We start from the raw sequence: 22,732 nt of genomic DNA on the forward strand, positions 1-22,732 counted from the left end.
CTTCTTAAATATCACAAGTCAGAACATGTTCTTTATTGATTGGTAATACTTTTTTAGTATCTCTATCTTGTTTTATTTCTTAAACGAGAGGAATAGGAATATGCGACACCTTTTGTTTTTAGGGGCACTGGTGTTTCTGCTAGATGGATGTGCAACAACTACTCCCATACACACAAACAATGCTTGTGCTATTTTAGCACAAAAAAATGGTTTTTTTGATAATTGGGGTAAGGTGTCTCAAAGAGCAGAAATGCGCTACGGAATTCCTATGCCGATTATTCTTGCAACTATTAAGATGGAATCGAGCTTTCGTCACAATGCACGTCCTCCACGCAAGAAACTACTTGGTTTTATTCCATGGAAGCGTCAATCGACAGCTTATGGTTATTCTCAAGCGCTTGACAGTACATGGGCAATGTATCTTCGCTCTACGGGCAGATCTTTTGCATGGCGTACGAATTTTGCAGATTCTGCTGATTTTGTTGCTTGGTACCATCGCCAAAGTGTTCAACGCAATGGGGTGAGATTTGATGATGCATATAGCCTTTATTTAAATTATCATATGGGACATGGTGCTTATGCGCGTAGTGGCGGGCATGCCTCTGCTGCACTTTCACAGGCAGCACAGCGCATGGCAAGGATATCGAGGCTCTATGAACAGCAATTAAAGAGATGTGGATGGCGTTAGGGAAGATTTTTGAAAATCTCAATTAGGAAGTTGTTGTGGTAAAAGTATTTGAGAGCAAAATTTCTTATGGTGTGACAAGGGGCTGGATCATTTTTCCGATTGTCAAATGAAGTGAATTGTTATTTTTTAGAATAAACTCAAGAGACCGAAGCTTTTGCAATACGCAATATATTTGAGTGCACTTTCGATGTTTTGACTTCCTGTGTTTAAAAAATTTACAATGGAAACTATCTTCTATTTGGCACTGGCATTTCGCACTGGGCTAAGTACTAGAGATTATTGAAGAAAAATTTCGAAATATAATATCATTTTTTATTTTCATTATGCGTATTACTGGCTGATTATTACATGAATATTTTCTTTGTTAAGCGTATAAAGTAGTAATCAAAAAAATGCAATTCGAGCATCATATTAAAGTGAGAATCTCGAATGGCGTAGGGTTTTATCGTTTCAGATCTCTTGAGGTTGAATCAATAAAAAACATTGGCTTGCACATAACAAGTGCAATTGGCATGTGGATAAAAGCTGTGAAAGAAAAGACTAAAAATGTCTCTTACGAACATTCTCAAATGTAAGAATTATCGGAAACATTGGGAATTAGCACGTATAACGGTGGCGCCACTTTGCTCTCATACCTCAATCTTGCTTGTGACGTGCAAGGAAAAAATTAATTGATTCAATGTATTATTTAAGCATTAATATACCTTAGTATTGAGCAGGTAAATGCTACTCAAGGTAGGTAATTTTTTAATTGGCAGGACATCTGATCAGGCAAAAAATACTCGAAAAAAGTTTTGATTCGCAATAATTGAGAAGAATATTTTATTCTCTAATTTTTGTTTAGGTGCTTCGTACCTTTTAGATATCGATAATCAACATATTATGATTTTGTGGAAATATTGTGATATAAGAAATGCAAATTTTGTCTTTTAAAACAAGGCGTGAGTTAAACAGCTCATTTTCTGTTTCTGTGCAAAGCATAAAAAATTATCTACTTTCACAGTTACAACAGTAAAATTTTATAATCCAACAAATGATTAAAAATGTATTATAATATCATTAAAATGCAAGGAACAGGCGCTATTGGAATGATGATTAAATAGAACATAGACCTTTTAAATTGATGCACACATCCTTTATTATTTGATTCCCTTGATAGAACAGTTGGTCCTTTTGGTGGAGCTAAGCGGGATCGAACCGCTGACCTCTTGCATGCCATGCAAGCGCTCTCCCAGCTGAGCTATAGCCCCTATAAAAACAAATTTTCCCAAAAGGTAAAGTATACAATTCCAGCTTTTCTAGAACGATCAAAATTGAAGATCAAGAAGAATTTACATTCAATGGAAAAGATGTCCTCTTTTTACTTTTCTTAAGCATCGTCATCATTAGAAACACCACCTCCGAGAATATCAGTAACATCATCATCTTCGTCGTCACCATCATGAGACAAAAATGTATCATCATCATCACCAAGATCTACATCACTATCTTCTAAATCAGGAAGATCGTCATCTTTAGGATCCTCATCATCATCTTCAAGAAGCATAAAAGCAGATTTTTCAAGTGCTGTATCAAGCTCTTCAGTATCAACTTCTTCTTCATTGTTTGCTTCAGCTGCTGCAACTTCAAAGTAAGAACGTGGATAAGAAATTCCTGTATAGGGCGATACAATAGGATCGCGATTTAGATCGTAAAATTTTTTTCCTGTTTCTGGATCAACACGTTTAGTTCCAAGTTCTTGTTTTGCCATAAACCGTGCCTCTTTGATTATATTATTCCATTAAAAGATAGATTTTATGGTGCTTAATCGAAAAATAATGCCTTTGTCAAAGATAAATACACTGTTCCACAGTGATTTTTTCATGACGTCCTTTAAAGCATGTGCTAAAGGATGCACAATTTCATAAAAGTTAGATAGAATTAAATAGAATTTCCATGCAAAAAGCAATCCCTATAACTACCTATAAATCGAGTAGTCTCTCTGGAAAAATTCAAATACCAGGAGATAAATCAATCTCTCATCGCTCTCTTATATTGGGAGGATTAGCAAATGGTGAGACATATATTCATGGATTACTTGAAAGTGCTGATGTACTCAATACAGCTACTGCTATGCAAGCTATGGGGGCCTGTATTATTAAAAAAGATGACTTCTGGATCATACGAGGAACAGGGAATGGTTGCCTTTTAGCTGCACAAAAACCTTTAGACTTTGGAAACGCTGGAACAGGTGCTCGTTTGGTTATGGGAATGGTTGGTCCGTATCATATGAAAACAACCTTTATTGGTGATGCTTCTCTCTCTAAACGTCCAATGGGACGTATCCTTGATCCACTGCGTCTCATGGGGGTAGAAATTGAGGCAACGCACGACGATCACCTTCCTTTAACGCTTTATGGTCCAAAAATGGCCAATCCGATACGTTACCGTGTTCCAATAGCTTCCGCCCAAATTAAATCAGCAATCCTGCTTGCTGGACTTAATACCGCCGGCATTACAACTGTTATTGAACCAGTTCTGACACGAGATCATACGGAAAAAATGTTAAAAGCATTCGGTGCGCAACTTGAAATAGAAAAAGATAACGAAGGTGCGCGTTTGATTCATCTTAATGGTCAGCCCCATCTTACTGGGCAAACGATTCATATTCCGGGTGATCCTTCTTCTGCTGCTTTTCCAATTATCGCAGCCCTTCTTGTAGAAGACTCTGATATTACCATTGAAAATGTTTTGATAAATAATTCTCGAATAGGACTTATCGAAACATTGTGGGAAATGGGTGCTCAAATTGAATTTTTGAATCGACGTCAAACAGGGGGAGAAGATGTTGCTGATTTACGGATAAAATCATCGGTCCTTAGAGGCGTTACGGTGCCAAAAGAACGCGCTCCATCGATGATTGATGAATATCCTGCTTTGGCAGTAGCAGCAGCCTTTGCAGAAGGCAAAACAGTGATGTTAGGAATTGAAGAATTGCGTGTAAAAGAATCAGATCGGCTGTCTGCTGTTGCTCAAGGACTCAAAGTTAATGGCGTAGACTGTGAAGAAGGTCAAGATTTTCTTATTGTTTATGGGAAAGGTTCTGCCAAAGGTTTGGGGGGTGGACATGTTTCCACACATCTTGATCATCGAATTGCTATGTGTTTTCTCATTTTTGGGCTTGTATCAGAGAAACCTGTTACCATCGATGATAAACGAATGATCGCTACGAGCTTTCCGGAATTTATTCCTTTTATAAAACAACTTGGGGGGAAAATCGCTTGAAGCCTTTTGTTATTGCCATTGACGGACCCGCAGCCTCAGGCAAAGGAACCTTAGCACGCAAAATTGCTGCACATTATCGTCTTCGCCATCTCGATACTGGTCTTACTTATCGTAGTGTTGCTCATACGCTTTTACAACAAAATTTAGCTCTTAATAATGAAAAAAATGCTATTATTTATGCTAAAGAACTTGATTTTAATACCTTAAATCCTGCTCTTCTTTCTTCTCATGAACTTGGTGAAGCGGCTTCAAAAATAGCGATTAACCCTTCTGTACGCAAAATTCTTGTCGAAAAACAACGCAACTTTGCTAAAGTTTTGCCCGGCTGTGTGCTTGATGGGCGTGATATCGGAACTATTGTTTGTCCTGATGCCGATATCAAGTTTTATGTTCTAGCCAATGTTCAAACACGCGCCAAACGTCGCTATCAGGAGATTTTAAAAAAAGGTGTTCAGGCAAATTATCATGAAATCCTAGCTCAACTTGAACAGCGCGACAGTCGCGATATAACGCGCAAACAAAGTCCACTAAAACCAGCAAAAAACGCCCACTTGCTTGATACGTCAGAATTGAGTATAGAAGCAACATTCGAAATTGCATGTAGTTTTATTGATCCAATCATAAAAATGCATATAATTGGATAAATTCGTTAAGGTGACTTCTAGCCTAGCGCTAACTTTTCTTCCTTTATTCAAGGAAAAAGGCTAAGGAGTTGCTTATGTTAACACTAACCTAGCGCTCATACCTTATAATACAAGGTATATATTAGGAGTTCTTATGTCACAATACAATCCCACAACAGCGGATTTTGAAGCCCTTTTAACAGAATCTTTTCAAACTAATGATCTTAATGAAGGATCTGTTGTTAAAGGTCGTGTTATTGCAATCGAAAAAGACATGGCCATTATTGATGCTGGTCTTAAAGTCGAAGGACGTATTCCTCTCAAAGAATTTGGAGCTAAAGCAAAAGACGGTTCTTTGCAAGTTGGCGATGAAGTTGAGGTTTACATTGAACGCATTGAAAATGCGATGGGTGAAGCTGTTTTATCGCGCGAAAAAGCACGACGCGAAGAAAGTTGGGTCCGTTTGGAGGAAAAATTCAATGCTGGTGCACGCGTTGATGGAGTGATCTTTAGCCAAGTAAAAGGTGGTTTTACAGTCGATCTTGATGGTGCCGTTGCTTTCTTGCCGCGCAGCCAAGTTGATATTCGTCCCATTCGTGATGTTTCACCTCTCATGCATAATTCACAGTCCTTTGAAATTTTGAAGATGGATCGTCGTCGTGGTAATATTGTGGTTTCACGTCGTACTGTTTTAGAAGAAAGTCGCGCTGAGCAACGTTCAGAAATTGTACAAAATCTTGAAGAAAACCAAATCGTTGAAGGTGTGGTGAAAAATATCACAGATTATGGTGCCTTTGTTGATCTTGGTGGGATTGATGGTCTCTTGCACGTTACAGATATGGCATGGCGGCGTGTTAATCACCCATCTGAAGTGCTCACAATTGGCCAAACGATTAAAGTCCAGATTATTCGCATTAATCAGGATACGCACCGTATTTCTCTTGGAATGAAACAGCTTGAAAGTGATCCTTGGGAAAGCATCAGTGTTCGGTATCCAATTGGTAAAAAAATTACGGGTGCTGTTACCAACATTACTGATTACGGTGGTTTTGTTGAAATTGAGCCAGGAATTGAAGGACTGATCCATGTTTCTGAAATGAGCTGGACGAAGAAAAATGTTCATCCTGGAAAAATTCTGTCTACATCACAAGAAGTAGAAGTGGTTGTTCTTGAGATTGATCCTTCTAAACGGCGTATTTCTCTTGGCTTAAAGCAAACATTTGAAAATCCATGGGAAGCTTTTGCCAATAAATTTCCTGTCAATTCGCAAATTGAAGGAGAGGTTAAAAATAAAACAGAATTTGGTCTGTTTATTGGGCTTGAAGGCGATGTTGACGGTATGGTTCATTTGTCTGATCTTGATTGGAACCGTCCTGGTGAACAAGTTATTGATACTTACAATAAAGGCGATATCGTTAAAGCTGTGGTCCTTGATGTTGACATTGAAAAAGAGCGCATTTCCCTTGGAATTAAGCAGCTTTCCAGTGATAAAGTTGGAGAAGCAGCTGCTTCTGGCGAATTGCGAAAAGGTGCTGTTGTAACATGCGAAGTGATTGCTGTTAACGACAATGACATTAGTGTGAAATTGATTGACCACAACCTTGAGACAACCATTCGACGTGCTGATCTCGCGCGTGATCGTGATGAGCAACGTCCTGAGCGTTTCGCAATTGGGCAAAAGGTTGATGCTCGCATTACAGCATTTGATAAAAAAACACGTAAAATTTCAGTATCGATTAAAGCTTTAGAAATTGCAGAGGAAAAAGAAGCTGTTGCACAATATGGTTCTACAGACTCAGGTGCTTCTCTTGGTGATATTCTTGGTGCAGCTTTGAAAAAACAAGAACAAGATTAATCATCAATCACTAAAGTTTACGGTGTTATTAAGGTCACTCATTTTAGGGTGACCTTTTTATTTTCTAAAAAATTGTCTGCTTATTTTCTAATTATTGGCGTCAAAAATTATAAATGCTTGCAAATAAAAACAAAAAGTTTGTTTTTTGTCTGTCAACGGTTCACTATTCAGATAAAATGCTTACAATTTAAATAAAAAACGATGTAATTAGATAACAATGGGACATTATGACGTGCATAATACCTTTCATAAAGTGCTTTTTTTCTCAAAAAGAGAAAAAAGACTATTTTATTAATACGGATTTTCCTCTTCGTGCAATTTATAAGGTACAGGAAGATCTTTATAACTTAGGGCATGATATAGCTTCTGGTAAAGAAATTTTACTCCCTGAATATGACGGAGTAGAAGATTTTCGTAAGAGATTGAATGAAAATGCTAAACTTATTCTTCATGCCTTTCATACCAGTGATTTTGCTGCCCGAAATGATGAGACCATCGCACCGTCTGCTCAATGGCTCATTGATAATCATTACACCATTGATAAAACCATACAAAAACTACGTCGTAATCTGCCCAAGTCCTTCATAAAGCAACTTCCTCTTTCTACACACAAAGCGGGAATACCACGAATTTTTGCTTTAACTTGGCTTTATATTGCGCATACCGATAGCAGTTTTTCACAAGAAACACTCACTGCTATAACCAACGGATTTCAAGAAGTTTGTGCGCTCACAATTGGTGAATTGTGGGCTCTTCCTTCTGTTATGCAAATGCTGCTCATTGAAAATGTCCGTCGTCTTTCAGTCCGTATCGAAAAAGCGCGACATATGCGCCATCTTGCTAGTCAAGTGGCTGATAAAATTTCTCTTGTAGAAAATAAAACAAATCTACACTCTCTTTTTACGCAGTATAAACCATTTACTGTTGATCCAACTTTTTCAGCACATTTATTCTATCGTCTGCGCAGTGCATCTGTCGATTCAACCCTAGCATTAAATTGGCTTGAAAAGCAATTGAAAAGCCAAGGCAGTAGCTTAGAGATTGTAACAGCCGATGAACATACCAGACAAGCAGCAGATGGTGTGACCATGGGAAATATTATCCGTGCTCTTAAAGCTATAGATGATGTTGATTGGACAGCATGGTTTGAAACAGTGAGTTGTGTCGATTCTATTTTGCGTAAAAATAGTGATTTTTCTGAAATTGATTCTCACTCACGCAATATTTATCGACAAGTCATTGAAAAAGTTTCACGCTTTTCGCTTCTTAGTGAGCTGGAAATTGCACATAAAGTTGTAGAAATGGCAAATTCCACTTCTAAAGATATGCCTCATCATTCTTGTGTGGGGTGGTATCTTGTTGATGATGGTCGTGGCATATTTGAAAAGGCTTGTGGATATATCCCGCCCTTTCTCATAAAATGGACACGCGCTTCCTGTTGCTCAAAATTGAGAGTCATCGCCATTCCTGTCTCTTTTCTGACGCTCGCTCTTTTGCTTGTAATTTACGCCCTTTTACAAATATCTGGCATGACACAATGGCTGTCTTTTTGCTTTACTGTATTGGCGCTTTTTCCTTCTATCGATGCTGCTTTTGCTTTATTTAACACTGTTGTTTCGTGGTTTGTCCCATCAAGACAACTCATTGGCTATGAATATAAAGAAGGTATTCCAAAACATGCACGGACAATGGTTGTTGTACCTACTTTGATGACATCACGCGATGATATTGATGAGCAAGTGCGCAATCTTGAAGTGCACTATCTTTCCAATCCTAAAGGTGCCATTCATTTTGCACTCATTACAGATTGGGTGGATGCTCCATTGAGAGAAACGCAAGATGATCTTGATTTATTGCACTATGCGCAAAAGAGTATTGATAAACTCAATAGTCGGTATCATCGTGATGAACTTCCTCTTTTTTTCCTTTTACATCGCCGACGCCTTTATAATGAAAGCGAAAAATGTTGGATGGGATGGGAACGAAAGCGAGGAAAACTTCATGAACTCAATCAACTCTTAAGAGGCGATAAAAACACAAGCTTTTATCCCCCCAATCCACATCTTCCTATGGATTGCCGTTTTGTTATGACGCTGGATTGTGATACACGTCTTACTCCAGAGAGCGTCGTGAAACTTGTTGGAAAGCTTAACCATCCACTCAATCATCCCGTTTTTGATCCACAAAGTGGAAAGGTTGTAAAGGGCTATAGTATTTTACAACCACGCATTATTCCTTCGCTTACAACAGGAAAAAAAACATCAATTCTCCAACGGGTTTTTTCTATCAACCGTGGCATTGATCCTTATGTTTTTGCTGTTTCTGATACTTATCAAGATCTTTTAGGAGAAGGCACCTTTATCGGTAAGGGTCTTTATAATATTGATGCATTTGAACAAGCGCTTGATGGCAAAATTAAAGAAAATACTATTCTTAGTCATGATCTCTTAGAAGGAGGTTATGCTCGTACTGCTCTGGTAAGTAGCATAGAAGTCATTGAAGACTATCCAACCGCTTATAATATTGATGTTATGCGTTATCATCGTTGGGTCCGCGGTGATTGGCAGCTTTTGCCTTATCTTTTTTCCCACCGTCAAATAAGTTCTGTGACGTGTTGGAAAATGCTGGATAATTTACGTCGTTCTCTCACTCCACTTATGTGGTTAATCGCATCACTTGCAGGATGGGCTTTTTTGTCTTTAAAGAGTGCAATCGTTTGGCAAATATTCTTGTTGGTTAGCTCTTTCATTTCACCCATTCTATGTGTATTAAAAACGCTTGTCTCATCCAATATAGATCATTCTTTGCGGGGACATTTTCAATTAATTTGGAACAAAACTGCTCTTACAAGCGCTGATATATTTCTTAAAACGACGTTTCTTGCTCATTCGGCGTATTTTATGACCGATGCGATTATTCGTACACTCTATCGTATGATGATTTCAAAACAGCATCTTCTTGAATGGAAAACTTCTGCCGCAACAAAATCAATGCCCAACAGTTTGCTTTTCTATGTTTTTACAATGGCACCAGCATCGCTTATTGGTGTCCTTACTATAGCACTCCCTCTTTTTTCTGATAGTTTTGCAAGCTTGATTGCTTTGCCTTTTGGGATAGCATGGTTTTTTTCACCCTTCATTGCTTGGATCGTGAGTCAACCTTCAACCTTTCAAGATAGCCTTTATCTTTCTTCAAAAGATGAAAAAAAACTCCGCTCTATTGCACGGCGGACATGGCTTTATTATGCAACTTTTGTCAATGCACAAAACAACTATTTGCCTCCCGATAATTTTCAAGAAGATCCTGAACCTCTTGTTGCTCAACGTACATCTCCTACGAATATTGGCGTTTATCTCCTTTCTATTATTGCAGCACGTGATTTTGGCTGGATTGGTTTTGAAGAGACTATTACCCGCATTGAATGTACATTACGCTCTCTTACAAAAATGGAAAAGTTCCGTGGTCATCTCTATAATTGGTATGAAACGGATACGCTCAGGCCTCTTTTACCTACTTATGTATCAACTGTTGATTCAGGAAATCTTGCTGGTCATTTGATAACACTCTCTTCTGCCTTAAGTGAATGGGCTGAAAAACCGCATCTTTTTTTTCAAATTGATCGAGAAGGCTTATCAGATGTTCTTACTATTCTTGAAGAAACTGTCAGAGAAATTCCAGATTATCAACCTAGGTTACGCTCTTTACGCCAAAAAATCGAAGAAAACATCACTCGTTTTCATGACTCTGTCTTCACTTTTGCAGAACAAGAAAATACGCTCCCTTCTCACATCATAGATCTTTCACTTGTAGCCCACGATATTGTGCGCTTAGTCGGTGAACTTGACCATGAAATTCAAACGATAGAATCTGCGCGTGCGCTTTCTTGGGCTAAATGCCTTATCGATACCTGTAACGCTTATCATCATGATGAGACTGCTCATTGTGATCCTGAAAAATTACATACAAAACTAAACAGACTGGCTATAGTGGCACGGCAAATAGCCTTTGATATGAAATTTGATTTTTTAGAACAGCCTAACCGGCATCTCTTATCTATTGGATATCGTGTTCAAGAAAACAAACTCGATGAAAATTGTTATGATCTACTTGCTTCAGAAGCACGTCTTGCAAGCTTTTTTTCCATCGCAAAAGGAGATATAAAACTTAAACATTGGTTTCGTCTTGGTCGACTCCTCGTCCCCATAGGTTGGAAAGGTGCGCTCCTATCATGGTCTGGATCGATGTTCGAATATCTGATGCCATCTCTCGTAATGCATGAACCTTTAGGATCTCTCCTAGATCAAACAAATCGATTGATTATTCGTTGTCAAATACAATATGCCCATAAACGGGAATTGCCATGGGGCATTTCAGAAGCCGCATTTAATGCTCGCGATCATTTAATGAATTACCAATACGCTCATTTTGGTGTTCCAAACCTCGGACTCCAACGTGGTCTTTCACGCAATGCTGTCATTGCTCCCTATGCCAGCCTTCTAGCGGCACAATATGCTCCTGCTTGTGCTGTCGCTAATTTAAAACGACTCCGTGATCTTGGAGCTTTAGGAACATATGGTTATTATGACTCTGTCGATTTTACTCCTTCACGCGTGAAAACAGGAGAAAAATACGCTGTTGTACGCAATTATTATGCGCACCATCATGGCATGTCTATCCTTGCTCTTAACAATGTTATTTTTCAAGGACGAATGCGTGATCGTTTTCACCGTGATCCCGTTGTTGAAGCAACGCAACTGCTGTTACAGGAAAGAGCGCCTCATCTCATTCCTATTATTCATACCAAAGCTGTTAATCGTATGCGCAATAAGTCTCAAGCATTTGAAGCCGCCACTTTGCGCATTATTACAAACCCGTTGCTCAAACCACGAGCAACTTTACTTTTGTCTAATGGTTTTTTTTCTACCATGTTAACAGCGAATGGTTCTGGTTACAGCCGTTGGCACGATTATGCGATTACGCGTTTTATTCCTGATGCAACAGAAGATCAACAAGGTACTTTATTCTTCTTACGCGATACGCATAGTGGACGGTGGTGGTCTGTTACTGGTGAACCAACACGTGTTATTGAAGAAGAAGCTGTCAGCATTTTTACAGATGAAAAGGCTGAATATACAAAAATGGTTGATGGTATAAAATCAACACTTGAATGTCTTATTACATCTGAAGGATGTGGCGAAGGTAGACGTATTCAACTGATGAATACGACAAATAAAGACCGACTCATTGAAGTGACTTCTTATGGTGAATTAGCGCTTGCCACAATGGATACAGACCAAGCTCATCCTGTTTTTTCCCGTATGTTTATAGAGACAGAAATTGCGGAAGAAGGTAAAACAATTTTTGCCAAAAGGCGCAAACGCTCACCTAGCGATCCTGAAATCTATGTTGCCCATTTTGTCTCCAGTACAACAGATACTCTCCAAGAGACAGAAGCTGAAACGGATCGCTCTCTGTTTATTGGTCGGGGGCGATCCATTCATCGGCCTGTTGCATTTGACCAAAATGCTCGTTTCAGTAACAGTCAAGGTTGCGTTCTTGATCCTGTTATGTCATTGCGATGCCGTATAAAAATTCCAGCCCATGAAAAAGCAGAACTTATTTTTTGGACTTTTGCTGCTCATACAAAAGAAGCGCTAAATAATCATATTAAACATTATCGACAACCTGATATGTTTCAAAAAGAACTTTCAATGGCATGGACGCGCTCACAAGTCGCACTGTATCAGAGCGGAACTGAGCTTAAAGAAGCTATTGTCTATCAAAAATATGCAACACCACTTATTTATCCAGAACGAACGTGGCGTCTTCCTTCTGAAATATTAGCAAAAACGCTAGGAAAACAGTCTGATCTTTGGCCCATGTCTATCTCGGGAGATAATCCACTCTGTCTTCTTAGGTTAAATAACGAGGGAAATATAACCGTACTGCGCGAGCTCCTTAAAGCACACGAATATTGGCGTATGCGCGGACTCATTGTTGATTTGGTTATTCTTAACGAACAAACATTTTCCTATATACAAAATACACAACGCGCTCTTGAGTGGGTCTGTGAATCTTATTATCACCACACGCAAAAAGCAGATGAAAGCCAACATATTTTCATGCTTCGACGCGATCAAATAAGTGAACAGAGCTTTAAAACGCTTCTTGCATCAGCGCGCATCGTTCTTGATGCCCAAAATGGCTCTTTATCTGAACAACTTAAACGACTTGATGAGAATAATTTTAATCTCACAATTCGTAAAAATTATCAAGAATCTTATGATCAATTAGACTTGTCAAGATATAACGAAGGAAAGCAATTTACAACACAAACTGAACAAAATCTTTTTTCTTCCATTGGTCTTATTAGCCAACAAAAATCCTCCTCTTCTCTCCCAAATGGAGAAGGTCTAAGATATTGGAATGGTTACGGTGGTTTTAATCAGCACAATCATTATGTAATACGTCTGCATGGACGTACCACCACACCGCATCCGTGGATTAATGTCATTGCTAATCACAGATTTGGTTTTCATGTCTCTGCTGAAGGTGCAATTTTTACTTGGGTTAACAATAGCCGCGATTATCAACTAACTCCTTGGGCGAATGATCCAACGTCTAACCGGCCAGGAGAAGCTCTTTATCTTGTTGATCGCCAGTCTTTAAAACGTTTCTCACCCGTTTCTACTGTTGAATGTGACGAAAATATTGTCTATGAGGCTTGTCACGGGTTTGGATTCTCAACTTTTAAATCAACACATTCAGAAATTGCATTAGAACTGACTCATACACTTGATCCCGAAAAACCTATTCGCTTTTCACGTCTTATCCTTACGAATGAAGGGGAAAAGCCACGTAGTTTACGCCTTTATAATTATGTTGAATGGGTTTTAGGAAATGTCCGTACAAAATATGCCCCTTTTATTGTTTCCTCTTATGAGGCCAGATGGGGTGCACATTTTATTCAAAATCCCTATCACATAGAGAAATCTCAACAAGTTACATTTTTATCAGCATCCGAAATGCCAACCAGCACTACGACTAATCGCGCTGAATTTATTGGTGCAACGGGAACTGTAACACGTCCAAATGCGATCCGTAAAGCCGGTGCTCTTTCGAATACCATTGAAGCAGGATGTGATCCTTGTTCAGCATTCACCTATGATATTGATCTTCAACCAGGGCAAACAAAAGAAATCATCTTCTATCTTGGCAGTGCTGAAAACAGGCAAGAAGCTGAAAAATTACTCAATCAAGTACGTGCAAGTGATTTTGAAATTCTGCTCACAAAACAAAAACAGCAATGGAGTGATTTTGTTTCTCCTTTCCAAGTCAAAACACCTGACGCTTCTTTTAATCTTATGGTCAACCATTGGCTTCCTTATCAAATCTACGCATGCCGCATCATGGCACGCGCAGGCTTTTATCAAGCGAGTGGTGCATTTGGTTTTCGTGATCAGTTACAAGATAGCTTGTCTTTGTTATTGCTGGAACCACAATTAGCACGTGAACAATTGTTAAATGCAGCAGCGCACCAATTTCTTGAAGGTGATGTGCAACATTGGTGGTTGCCTGACACAAATGCTGGTGTTCGTACGCGTATTTCTGATGATATCGTTTGGTTTGCATATGCAACAGCTCTTTATGTTAATACCACTGGCGATGATGACTTTCTTGATACGCTCATTCCTTTTATTGAAGGTGATGTTCTCAAAAGTGAGCAACAGGATGCTTATTTTCAACCTATCCAATCCTCAAAGGGTGCAACAGTTTATGAACATTGTGCTTTAGCTTTAGACCTTGCCATTAAACGCTGCGGACCACATGGTCTCCCTCTTATTTTAGGTGGGGATTGGAATGATGGCATGAATTTGGTAGGTGTGGAAGGAAAAGGCGAAAGCATTTGGTTAGGATGGTTTCTTGGGTACACATTACAAGCTTTTATCTCTTTAGCAAAAAAACGTGGTGACAATAGCCATATGCAAATATGGAGTACGTACCTTGAACATTTAACAAAATCCCTAGAAGAAAACGGTTGGGATGGTGCTTGGTATCGACGTGGTTATTTTGATGATGGAACACCTCTTGGCTCTAAAATCAATGATGAATGTCAAATCGATACCATTGCTCAATCTTGGGCTGTCATTTCTCAAATGGCATCGCCTGAACGTCAAAAACAAGCGATGAAATCAATGTTGGAACATCTCTATGATAAAAAAGGCGGACTCATTCGCCTTTTTTGGCCACCGTTTGATAAAAGTACACTCGAGCCTGGTTATATAAAAGGTTATCCTCCAGGAATCCGAGAAAATGGTGGTCAATACACGCATGGTGCCATTTGGAGTATTTTTGCGTTGGCTGAAATGGAACAAAACGATAAAGCTTATGCTTTATTTTCTATGATAAACCCAATTACTCATGGACAAGATCCTGAAATTTATCGTGTTGAACCTTATGTGATGTCCGCAGATATTTATTCTGTTGAACCACGGTGTGGTCAAGGCGGTTGGACTTGGTATACAGGTTCAGCCGGTTGGTTTTACCGCGCCGCAACACAAGCTATTCTTGGAATACAGCGTCAGGGAGATCTGTTGTTTTTACAACCACATTTACCCTCTATTTGGCCAAAATATGAAGCAACAATGAAGTTTTATGATGCCGTTTATAGCATTAAAGTAAAATGGGGACCTAAAAATATGCTCCATGTTAATGGCAAAGAATATACCGAAGTTCATACAGGGATAAAGTTACAAAAAACAGGTCAGCATGAAATTATACGTATTGTCAAATCTTAGAGATGAAAGATGAAAAAAGAGAGAAGACTTTTTATTCTTGCTCAAAACTGTATAGTTGCTATATTGCACCGCCTATATTAGCCGTGTTGGTGCATAATATTTTAGATTTTATGAAACTGAAAGAAAAAGGTTATGAATCATCCGGATATTGCTAGACGTGTTTACAATCACACTTGGAAACTTGATCCCATTATTCGCTCACTTCTTGATACGGATTTTTATAAGCTTCTTATGGTGCAGATGATTTGGGGGTTATATCCTAATGTTAATGTTACTTTTTCCCTCATAAATCGCTCTAAAACAATACGTCTTGCCGATGATATTGATGAGAGTGAATTACGTGCTCAACTTGATCATGCTCTTAGTTTGCGCTTTACAAAAAAAGAAATGATCTGGCTTGCTGGTAATACATTTTATGGACGCAAACAAATTTTTGAACCGGATTTTCTTCAGTGGCTTGAGAGTTTTCAACTCCCAGAATATGAACTAACCCGTAAAGATGGCCAGTATATTCTTCATTTTTATGGTTCGTGGGCTCATAGCTCTATGTGGGAAATTCCAGCCCTTGCTATTATAAGTGAATTACGTTCACGTGCTGCTCTCAAAAAACTAGATCGTTTTGCTCTTGATGTACTTTATGCGCGTGCTAAAGCAAAAATGTGGAGTAAAGTTGAACGTCTCAAAAAATTGCCTGATATTAAAATATCTGACTTTGGGACTAGGCGCCGCCATTCTTTTTTATGGCAGCGCTGGTGTGTGGAAGCATTAAAAGAAGGCATTGGTAATTCTTTTACTGGAACTTCTAATGTTCTTCTTGCCATGGATACGGATTTAGAAGCTCTTGGAACCAATGCACATGAATTGCCCATGGTGATTGCAGCTCTCAGCAACAACGATGATGAATTACGCAGAGCTCCATATCAAGTCTTGCAAGATTGGAACCGTTATTATGGTGGAAATCTTCTCATTGTTTTACCTGATACCTTTGGTACAGAAGCATTTTTACGCAATGCACCAGATTGGGTCGCTGATTGGACGGGTTTCAGACCCGATAGTGCGCCCCCTATTGAAGGTGGTGAACGTATTATTCAATGGTGGAAAGAAAAAGGAAAAGATCCACGCAAAAAACTTTTAATTTTTTCTGATGCTCTTGATGTCAATACAATTGAAAAAACCTATCATCATTTTCATGGTAGAGTGCGCATGAGTTTTGGATGGGGCACGGATCTTACCAATGACTTTACAGGCTGTGCACCTCAGGAAATCGAAACTCTTGATGCTCTTTCCCTTGTTTGTAAAACCACTCATGCCAATGGTCGACCAGCCGTAAAACTTTCAGATAATCCTGAAAAAACGATTGGTGATCCAAAAGAAGTACAACGTTATCTCAATTTTTTTGGTAATAATAAAGAGAATTGCTAGACCTATAAAGTAAAGACCTAGTTTCCGGTTTTTTAAAACGAGTATATTGAATCATCATATTGTTTATAAGATTGATTTTTGTCCTGCCCTAAGGATGAGGATTCTTAGCCTTTGCTGGTCCGTAAACAGTTTGGCTGTTTTTTGAACAGATTGTACTTGGCCTACCACTTATATGCTTCACTTACATAAGAATCGACAGATAAAAAAATATTTACTACGCATTAAAAAATACTTAACGTGCTAGGGAAGTTTAACCAAGGAGTCTTTCTTATATCATTGTTATAAATAACGGTATTATACGGCATAACAAGATACTATCATTTTGCATGTATGAAGGTTTTCAAGTTTTAAGGGTTATTGTTGTAGTTTGACAGTAGGTTTTGTACTAAGTGGGAAGAGATAGGATTAAGTATGAATACGTGGTAATTTGTTGTTTTTATATACAATTTTTACCATTAAATGCGCGTTTTATCAAAATAGATTTTGACACCTAAAATTGCAAAAATTACCGAAAATTAGAAAAAAGTGCGTTTCCATAGTAAAAATGAGAAAAGGCTTTGAAAACCCTTTGAGAACATCTTTAAACTCTTTAAAAAAATAAATTGGTACAAAATCTAGTGTCAAAATATACAAAACCAGATGACAAGATATAATTGTAACATTAGGAATTACTAAAGCCACATTGGAAGATGACAAATAGCATGGGGACTATCAGTGTGCATTTTGCAAGGCAAGGATGATAGTGCTCAAATAGACTTTATACACTTTACAGGAGATTTTACTTTATCCATGAATGGTCTGCTACCATGAAATGAGTAAAGCGTTGAGAAATGTTTCATTAAAATAAATGTGTAAATAACATGTTTAGGAGCCCTTTTGTTTTACGTGAAGGGCATGACCTCATTAAAAAACAGAGAATGCAATAATATTTTTATTTCGAAAAAGCTTTATACGAAGACAGAGAATTTATTTATTCGCATATTATAATAAGAATGCGTGTATGCATAAAACCATTTGAAAAACTCTGTTGTTTCTTATGAATTATTCTTAAGTTAAGAACAGATGTAACATTAAAGATTGATATAATAGACCGGCTTCTTAACTGTATAAGTACAAAAATGATGGTGTTTAGTAAGCTTTGTACTATATCCTCATTAAGAGATATAAAAACAAACGAAATGTCTTTTTAGAAAGAAATAGCTATCATATCAATGACTTCTCAATGATGTATATATAGAGAGATTCATACAAACATACCTAAAATAATGCTCTCTTCCATGAATGTGGTTTATCATTGTTTACCAAGTGAGAACATTTTGAGTGTTCGTAAACAGTCTTCTTTGTTCATAAAAATTATTTCACAAACATATTATTAATTAATTGCTTTCAGAAAGCTCGCTATTTCATATGCATTTTGGATATGGAGAGCTTATACTCACAACTTAAAAGTTCTCATAGTTTTTACAAATAAGCCGAAGCTAAAAAGAGTATCTCATAAAGCCTTTTTTATCATTATGAAGATGGACGTGTTCCAATATAAATGGCAATCAGCAATAATATAACCGCAACAAGTAAGGAAATCCATAAAGGAGGGTGTACCATTACGAAAAAAGATAAAAATCCTCCTGCCATACTAATCATTGCAAAAACTTTAATGAATGGAGATATTGCTTTTTTTTCTTCCCATCGCTTAATAGGGGGACCAAAAATACGATGATTGTTCAACCATTGATGAAAACGTGGAGAAGAACGCGTAAAACACCATGAGGCAACTAACAAAAAAGGCATAGTTGGCATAATAGGTAATACTACACCGATAATACCTAATATAACCATTATCCACCCTGCTATATAATAGCAGATACGCAAAGGGTGCGATATCTTAAAATCTTTTTTCATTTTCTCGTACTATTTTCCTCTACGCAAAGTCCTATACAAAAACATTGTATCTGTTTTTTGTTTACATGTCTGAGTGAACAATTACACTCTACCCCTTCATGCGTAAGCGTCTTTTTTGTTATAAGTTCCTTGAAAATACCGAATAGCTTACGCAATATGATAATTATTTTAAATGATTTCAAGAAAAGAGAAGAGATTTTAGAAAAACAAAAAAATAAAAAGGCTGCAGAATAAATCAATGCAGCCTCTTAATTAAGAATGCAGTGTTGGGGGGGGGAGAAAATATACTGCATTCACCTGCTAGACATTAGGAGGAAAAATAACCTAGCACCCCAAACTCTAATTAAAATAAAGATGAGAAACAATATATAAAAATGCATGGCTGATATGCATGAATTTTAACATTTTCAAGTTTCTTGAACTGTGCTTTGACGAAAGAAAATCATCATGAAAATAGCCATAAAAATCAACGTCAAGATCAACACAATTGTGGAAGCAGAATCAGAGCCGATAAATAAGCTTAGATAAATCCCTAAAAAACCAGAAAAAGCTGCAACAAGTATCGCGATCATTAACATAAAAGAAAACCGCTTTGTAACAAGATAGGCAATTGCTCCTGGTGCTATCAGTAAAGAAATAACGAGCACAATACCTACAGCTTTCAAAGCCGCAACAATTGTAAGAGAAATCATCGTTAGAAGGGTATAGTGGAGTAGAGATATTGGTAACCCCATTGCACGTCCTTGAACTGTGTCAAAAATATACAGCATAAAGTCGCGCCATTTTGCTGCTAAAATAAAAGTGACAATAGCAGAAATGATCGCCGTCTGCGTTATATCAAGCCAGTTAACACCCAAGAGATTACCAAATAGAATATGATTCAAATCTAAGCTACTATAAATAGATGTGGCTAAAACAAGCCCCAAGCCAAACATCGAAGAAAAGACCACTCCCATTACCGTGTCCTGTTTGATACGGCTATTGCTCCCTAAAAAGCCCGTTAATAGTGCACATACCATTCCTGCAACAAAAGCACCGCAAGTAATCAAAGTCATTGTAATGTTCTCTGGACGCATATGCTGAAACCAAGCAAATGGCAAAGAAGTTAAAAATGCGATTACCCATGGTGTTGTCATATAACCAACAACAACACCTGGAAAAACTGCATGAGAAATGGCATCGCCTAACAGCGCCCATCCTTTCAAAATAAGAAAACAGGAAAGCATCGCCATGGGAATAGAAAGAATCATGACAATAAGCATACCCTTAAGCATAAAAGAAAACTGAAACGGAAGCAGTAATTGATCAATCATGATAATATTACACCCTTTTTTGCCGCATTTATGCGTAAGCGCGCAGCAATATACCCATGTTTAGGAGCAAAAATAAAAGCCAAAACAAATAAAGATGCTTGAAAAAGCACAACAACCCCCCCCGTTTGTGCATTCAAAAAATAACTCACATAAACACCCAAGACACTTGTGAATGTTCCAATTACAACCGCAATAACCAAGATGTTCACGAAACGATCACTTAAAAGATAGGCTGTTGCCCCAGGTGTCACAACAAGACAAATGACTAAGAACGCTCCAACAGTTTGCATAGCAGCAACAGTACAAGCGGCAAGCAATGTGAAAAAAAGAATTTTTAAAAACTTTACGTTTAATCCAATGGCATGTGCATGCGTTTCATCAAATAACGAAACAAGAAGATCTTTCCATTTCAAAAGCAATATAAGCAACGAAACAAAGCCGATAAAAGCCAATTGTAGAATATCTGATGAACTAACTGCTAAAATATTTCCCAAAACAATCGTATCAATATTAACAGCCATTGGTTTTAATGATTTGAGAAACAACCCAAAGGCGAAAAAGGAAGAAAAAATGAGCCCAATAATGGTATCTTCTTTAAGCTTTGTCCGGTGGTTAAAAAAGAGCATTGCTGCTGCTGCAAGACCACCGGAAAAAAAAGCGCCAAGTGAAAAAGGTAACCCTAACAGGTAGGCTCCTGCTACACCAGGAACAATCGAATGGGAAAGTGCATCACCAATCAATGACCAACCTTTTAACATCAAAAAAGCCGAAAGAAAGGCACAAACACACCCAACTAACCCAGAAACCCACATTGCATTCACCATATATTGATAGCTCAGTGGCTCAAGCAACCAAGAAATCATGCAACGTGCTCCACTCTTTCAATATCTTCACAAACTGCAGACTGCTTTCTTCCCATGAAAACATCATTTTTTTTCGTACTTTGAAGATCAAAAATATGGTGGTGCAAAGACCCTCCAAAAGTTTTCTCCAAATTTTCCTTTGTAAAGATTTTTTCTGTTAATCCAGAAGCTAAAACGGTCCCTTTTATTAAAACTGTATGATCACAAAATTCGCGAACAGATCCTAAATTGTGCGTTGAAACCAAGATTACAGCTCCTTCTTTACGAAGATCTTGTAACAAAGCAATGATTTTATCTTCTGTTGTAACGTCAACCCCTGTAAACGGCTCATCTAATAAAATAGCTTTTGCTTTCTGTGCAAGAGCGCGCGCTAGGAAAACACGCTTTTTTTGTCCACCAGAAAGTTCTCCAATCTGGCGCTTGGCAAAAGCCAACATATCAACGCGTTCTAAGGCAATGCGAACGGCTTCATAATCTTGTGGACGGGCATAGCGAAAGAAATTCATATGACCGTACCGCCCCATCAATACAACATCTTCAACCAAGACAGGAAAATTCCAATCAACATCTTCACTTTGAGGAACATAAGCAATAAGATTTTTTTTCAAAGCTATATCAACGGGCAAGTCAAACATGCGAATTTTTCCCTTTGAGGGGCGTACAAACCCCATAATCGCTTTAAATAATGTTGACTTACCGGATCCATTAACTCCAACCAATGCCGTAATAGAACCCTTTGGACTTTCAAAATTCACTTCACGTAAAGCTGTGTGTCCATTACGATACGTTACCGTTACTCCTTGGGCAAATATTCCACAATCCGTCATTGGCTTTTTACTCCCTCTAATAAAGCATTGCTAATACGCCCACTCGTGACACGTAATAAATCAATATAAGTGGGCACCTCACCATTTTTCTCACTTAAAGAATCAACATAAAGAACACCACCGTATTTGGCCCCTGTTTCTCTGGCAACCTGCTTAGCAGGAGCAGGAGAAATGGTGCTTTCAGAAAAAACTGCATGAATATTGTATTTGCGAACCATATCAATAACATGCTTGACCTGCTGTGGTGTTCCTTGTTGGTCAGCATTAATGGGCCATAAATAAAGTTCTTTTAGATCAAAATCACGCGCCAAATAGCTAAAAGCGCCCTCACTGGTCACAAGCCAACGTTTATCTTGCGGGACGGCTTCTAATTCAGCCCTAATTGGATCAATGGTTGCACGAATTTTCTGTTTATAAATTTCAGCATTCTCTTTATAAATTTCAGCATGTTCAGGATCATATTTTACAAAAGCATCGCGAATATTATCAACGTAAATCAAAGCAGAGGTCGGTGACATCCACGCATGAGGATTGGGTTTGCCGCTAAAGGGGCCATCACCAATTTTAATGGGTACAACACCTTTTGAAACAACAACACTTGGAACATCCTTGATGTTTTGAAAAAACTTTTCAAACCAAAGCTCTAACTCTAATCCATTCCACAATACAAGGTTAGCTCCCTGAGCACGCATAAGATCGCGTGGGGTGGGTTGATATTCATGAATTTCCGCACCTGGTTTTGTAATGGATTCAACATCAGCGGCATCACCTGCTACATTGCGTGCCATATCAGCAATGATAGTGAATGTCGTAACAGCTTTAAATTTACCAGCACACAAAGCAAAATTGGGTGTAAAAAAAATAACACTTCCAAAAACTATGCTGAAAAACGTTCTTACGTTCATTGATTCTCTCTTTCCTTTATATGCCTTCTTTTTATTGCAAATAATTTGCATTATCATTTAGCAATAGCAGTTATCTTTTATATTTGCAATGAAGGATTAAGAGAAAAAATAACTTTTCAAGATGTTTAAAAACAGTTTTTTCATATTGAAAAAATTGATGATTTAAGCAGCTTGTTTTGGTAAGGAGGTCCGCTTTCAAGAAGCTCTATAGCTCTTTAATGCCAAAAAAGGGAGCACTCAAAAATGCTCCCACTTCATCTAAAATATCTCATAAA

Annotated in this window: 12 protein-coding genes and 1 tRNA gene; 6 read left to right on the forward strand and 7 right to left on the reverse strand. The window is 38.0% G+C overall.

Features of this window, described 5'->3' with window-relative positions:
• Nucleotides 1–100 precede the first annotated feature (100 nt).
• The gene (locus ACFIK6_RS00875) at nt 101–688 is read left to right on the forward strand and encodes a hypothetical protein (RefSeq protein ID WP_375641357.1); all 588 of its coding nucleotides are present in this window, start codon (nt 101–103) and stop codon (nt 686–688) included.
• Nucleotides 689–1,862: 1,174 nt separating this feature from the next.
• On the opposite strand, the gene ACFIK6_RS00880 is transcribed toward ACFIK6_RS00875, so the two are convergent.
• Together ACFIK6_RS00880 and ACFIK6_RS00885 are read right to left on the reverse strand one after the other, a co-directional pair.
• Nucleotides 1,863–1,938: transfer RNA gene (locus ACFIK6_RS00880), tRNA-Ala, on the reverse strand.
• A 119-nt stretch (nt 1,939–2,057) separates the two neighbouring features.
• Nucleotides 2,058–2,438, reverse strand: coding sequence for a TIGR02300 family protein (locus tag ACFIK6_RS00885; RefSeq protein ID WP_375641359.1), 381 nt, complete (start codon nt 2,436–2,438; stop codon nt 2,058–2,060).
• A 185-nt stretch (nt 2,439–2,623) separates the two neighbouring features.
• On the opposite strand from ACFIK6_RS00885, the gene aroA reads away from it, so the two are divergent.
• The 5 genes from aroA to pncB all read left to right on the forward strand — a co-directional run bounded on the left by aroA (nt 2,624) and on the right by pncB (nt 16,650).
• Complete coding sequence (gene aroA, locus ACFIK6_RS00890) at nt 2,624–3,952, forward strand: 3-phosphoshikimate 1-carboxyvinyltransferase (protein ID WP_375641360.1); 1,329 nt, start codon at nt 2,624–2,626, stop codon at nt 3,950–3,952.
• Nucleotides 3,949–4,596 carry a (d)CMP kinase gene (gene cmk, locus ACFIK6_RS00895; RefSeq protein ID WP_375641362.1) on the forward strand — a complete coding sequence of 216 codons (648 nt, stop codon included), beginning with the start codon at nt 3,949–3,951 and terminating at the stop codon, nt 4,594–4,596. The genes aroA and cmk overlap by 4 nt, the downstream gene beginning before the upstream one ends.
• Nucleotides 4,597–4,729: 133 nt before the next feature.
• Nucleotides 4,730–6,430, forward strand: coding sequence for a 30S ribosomal protein S1 (gene rpsA, locus ACFIK6_RS00900; RefSeq protein WP_375641363.1), 1,701 nt, complete (start codon nt 4,730–4,732; stop codon nt 6,428–6,430).
• A gap of 227 nt (nt 6,431–6,657) precedes the next feature.
• Complete coding sequence (locus ACFIK6_RS00905; protein ID WP_375677278.1) at nt 6,658–15,228, forward strand: GH36-type glycosyl hydrolase domain-containing protein; 8,571 nt, start codon at nt 6,658–6,660, stop codon at nt 15,226–15,228.
• Between the two features lie 132 nt (nt 15,229–15,360).
• Nucleotides 15,361–16,650, forward strand: coding sequence for a nicotinate phosphoribosyltransferase (pncB, locus tag ACFIK6_RS00910; RefSeq protein ID WP_375641366.1), 1,290 nt, complete (start codon nt 15,361–15,363; stop codon nt 16,648–16,650).
• Nucleotides 16,651–18,162: 1,512 nt separating this feature from the next.
• Here pncB and ACFIK6_RS00915 read toward each other — a convergent pair.
• The 5 genes from ACFIK6_RS00915 to ACFIK6_RS00935 all read right to left on the reverse strand — a co-directional run bounded on the left by ACFIK6_RS00915 (nt 18,163) and on the right by ACFIK6_RS00935 (nt 22,457).
• On the reverse strand, nt 18,163–18,549 hold the full coding sequence (locus tag ACFIK6_RS00915) for a YbaN family protein (protein ID WP_375641367.1): 387 nt from the start codon (nt 18,547–18,549) through the stop codon (nt 18,163–18,165).
• Nucleotides 18,550–18,956: 407 nt separating this feature from the next.
• The gene (locus ACFIK6_RS00920; protein WP_375641368.1) at nt 18,957–19,862 is read right to left on the reverse strand and encodes a metal ABC transporter permease; all 906 of its coding nucleotides are present in this window, start codon (nt 19,860–19,862) and stop codon (nt 18,957–18,959) included.
• The gene (locus ACFIK6_RS00925; protein ID WP_273722439.1) at nt 19,859–20,725 is read right to left on the reverse strand and encodes a metal ABC transporter permease; all 867 of its coding nucleotides are present in this window, start codon (nt 20,723–20,725) and stop codon (nt 19,859–19,861) included. Before ACFIK6_RS00925 ends, ACFIK6_RS00920 begins: the two co-directional genes overlap by 4 nt.
• On the reverse strand, nt 20,722–21,552 hold the full coding sequence (locus ACFIK6_RS00930) for a manganese/iron ABC transporter ATP-binding protein (RefSeq protein WP_375641370.1): 831 nt from the start codon (nt 21,550–21,552) through the stop codon (nt 20,722–20,724). The genes ACFIK6_RS00925 and ACFIK6_RS00930 overlap by 4 nt, the downstream gene beginning before the upstream one ends.
• Nucleotides 21,549–22,457, reverse strand: coding sequence for a metal ABC transporter substrate-binding protein (locus ACFIK6_RS00935; protein WP_375641371.1), 909 nt, complete (start codon nt 22,455–22,457; stop codon nt 21,549–21,551). Before ACFIK6_RS00935 ends, ACFIK6_RS00930 begins: the two co-directional genes overlap by 4 nt.
• Between the last annotated feature and the right edge of the window lie 275 nt (nt 22,458–22,732).

It is taken from the genome of Bartonella sp. AS69XJJH, assembly GCF_042195585.1.
GTDB lineage: Bacteria > Pseudomonadota > Alphaproteobacteria > Rhizobiales > Rhizobiaceae > Bartonella.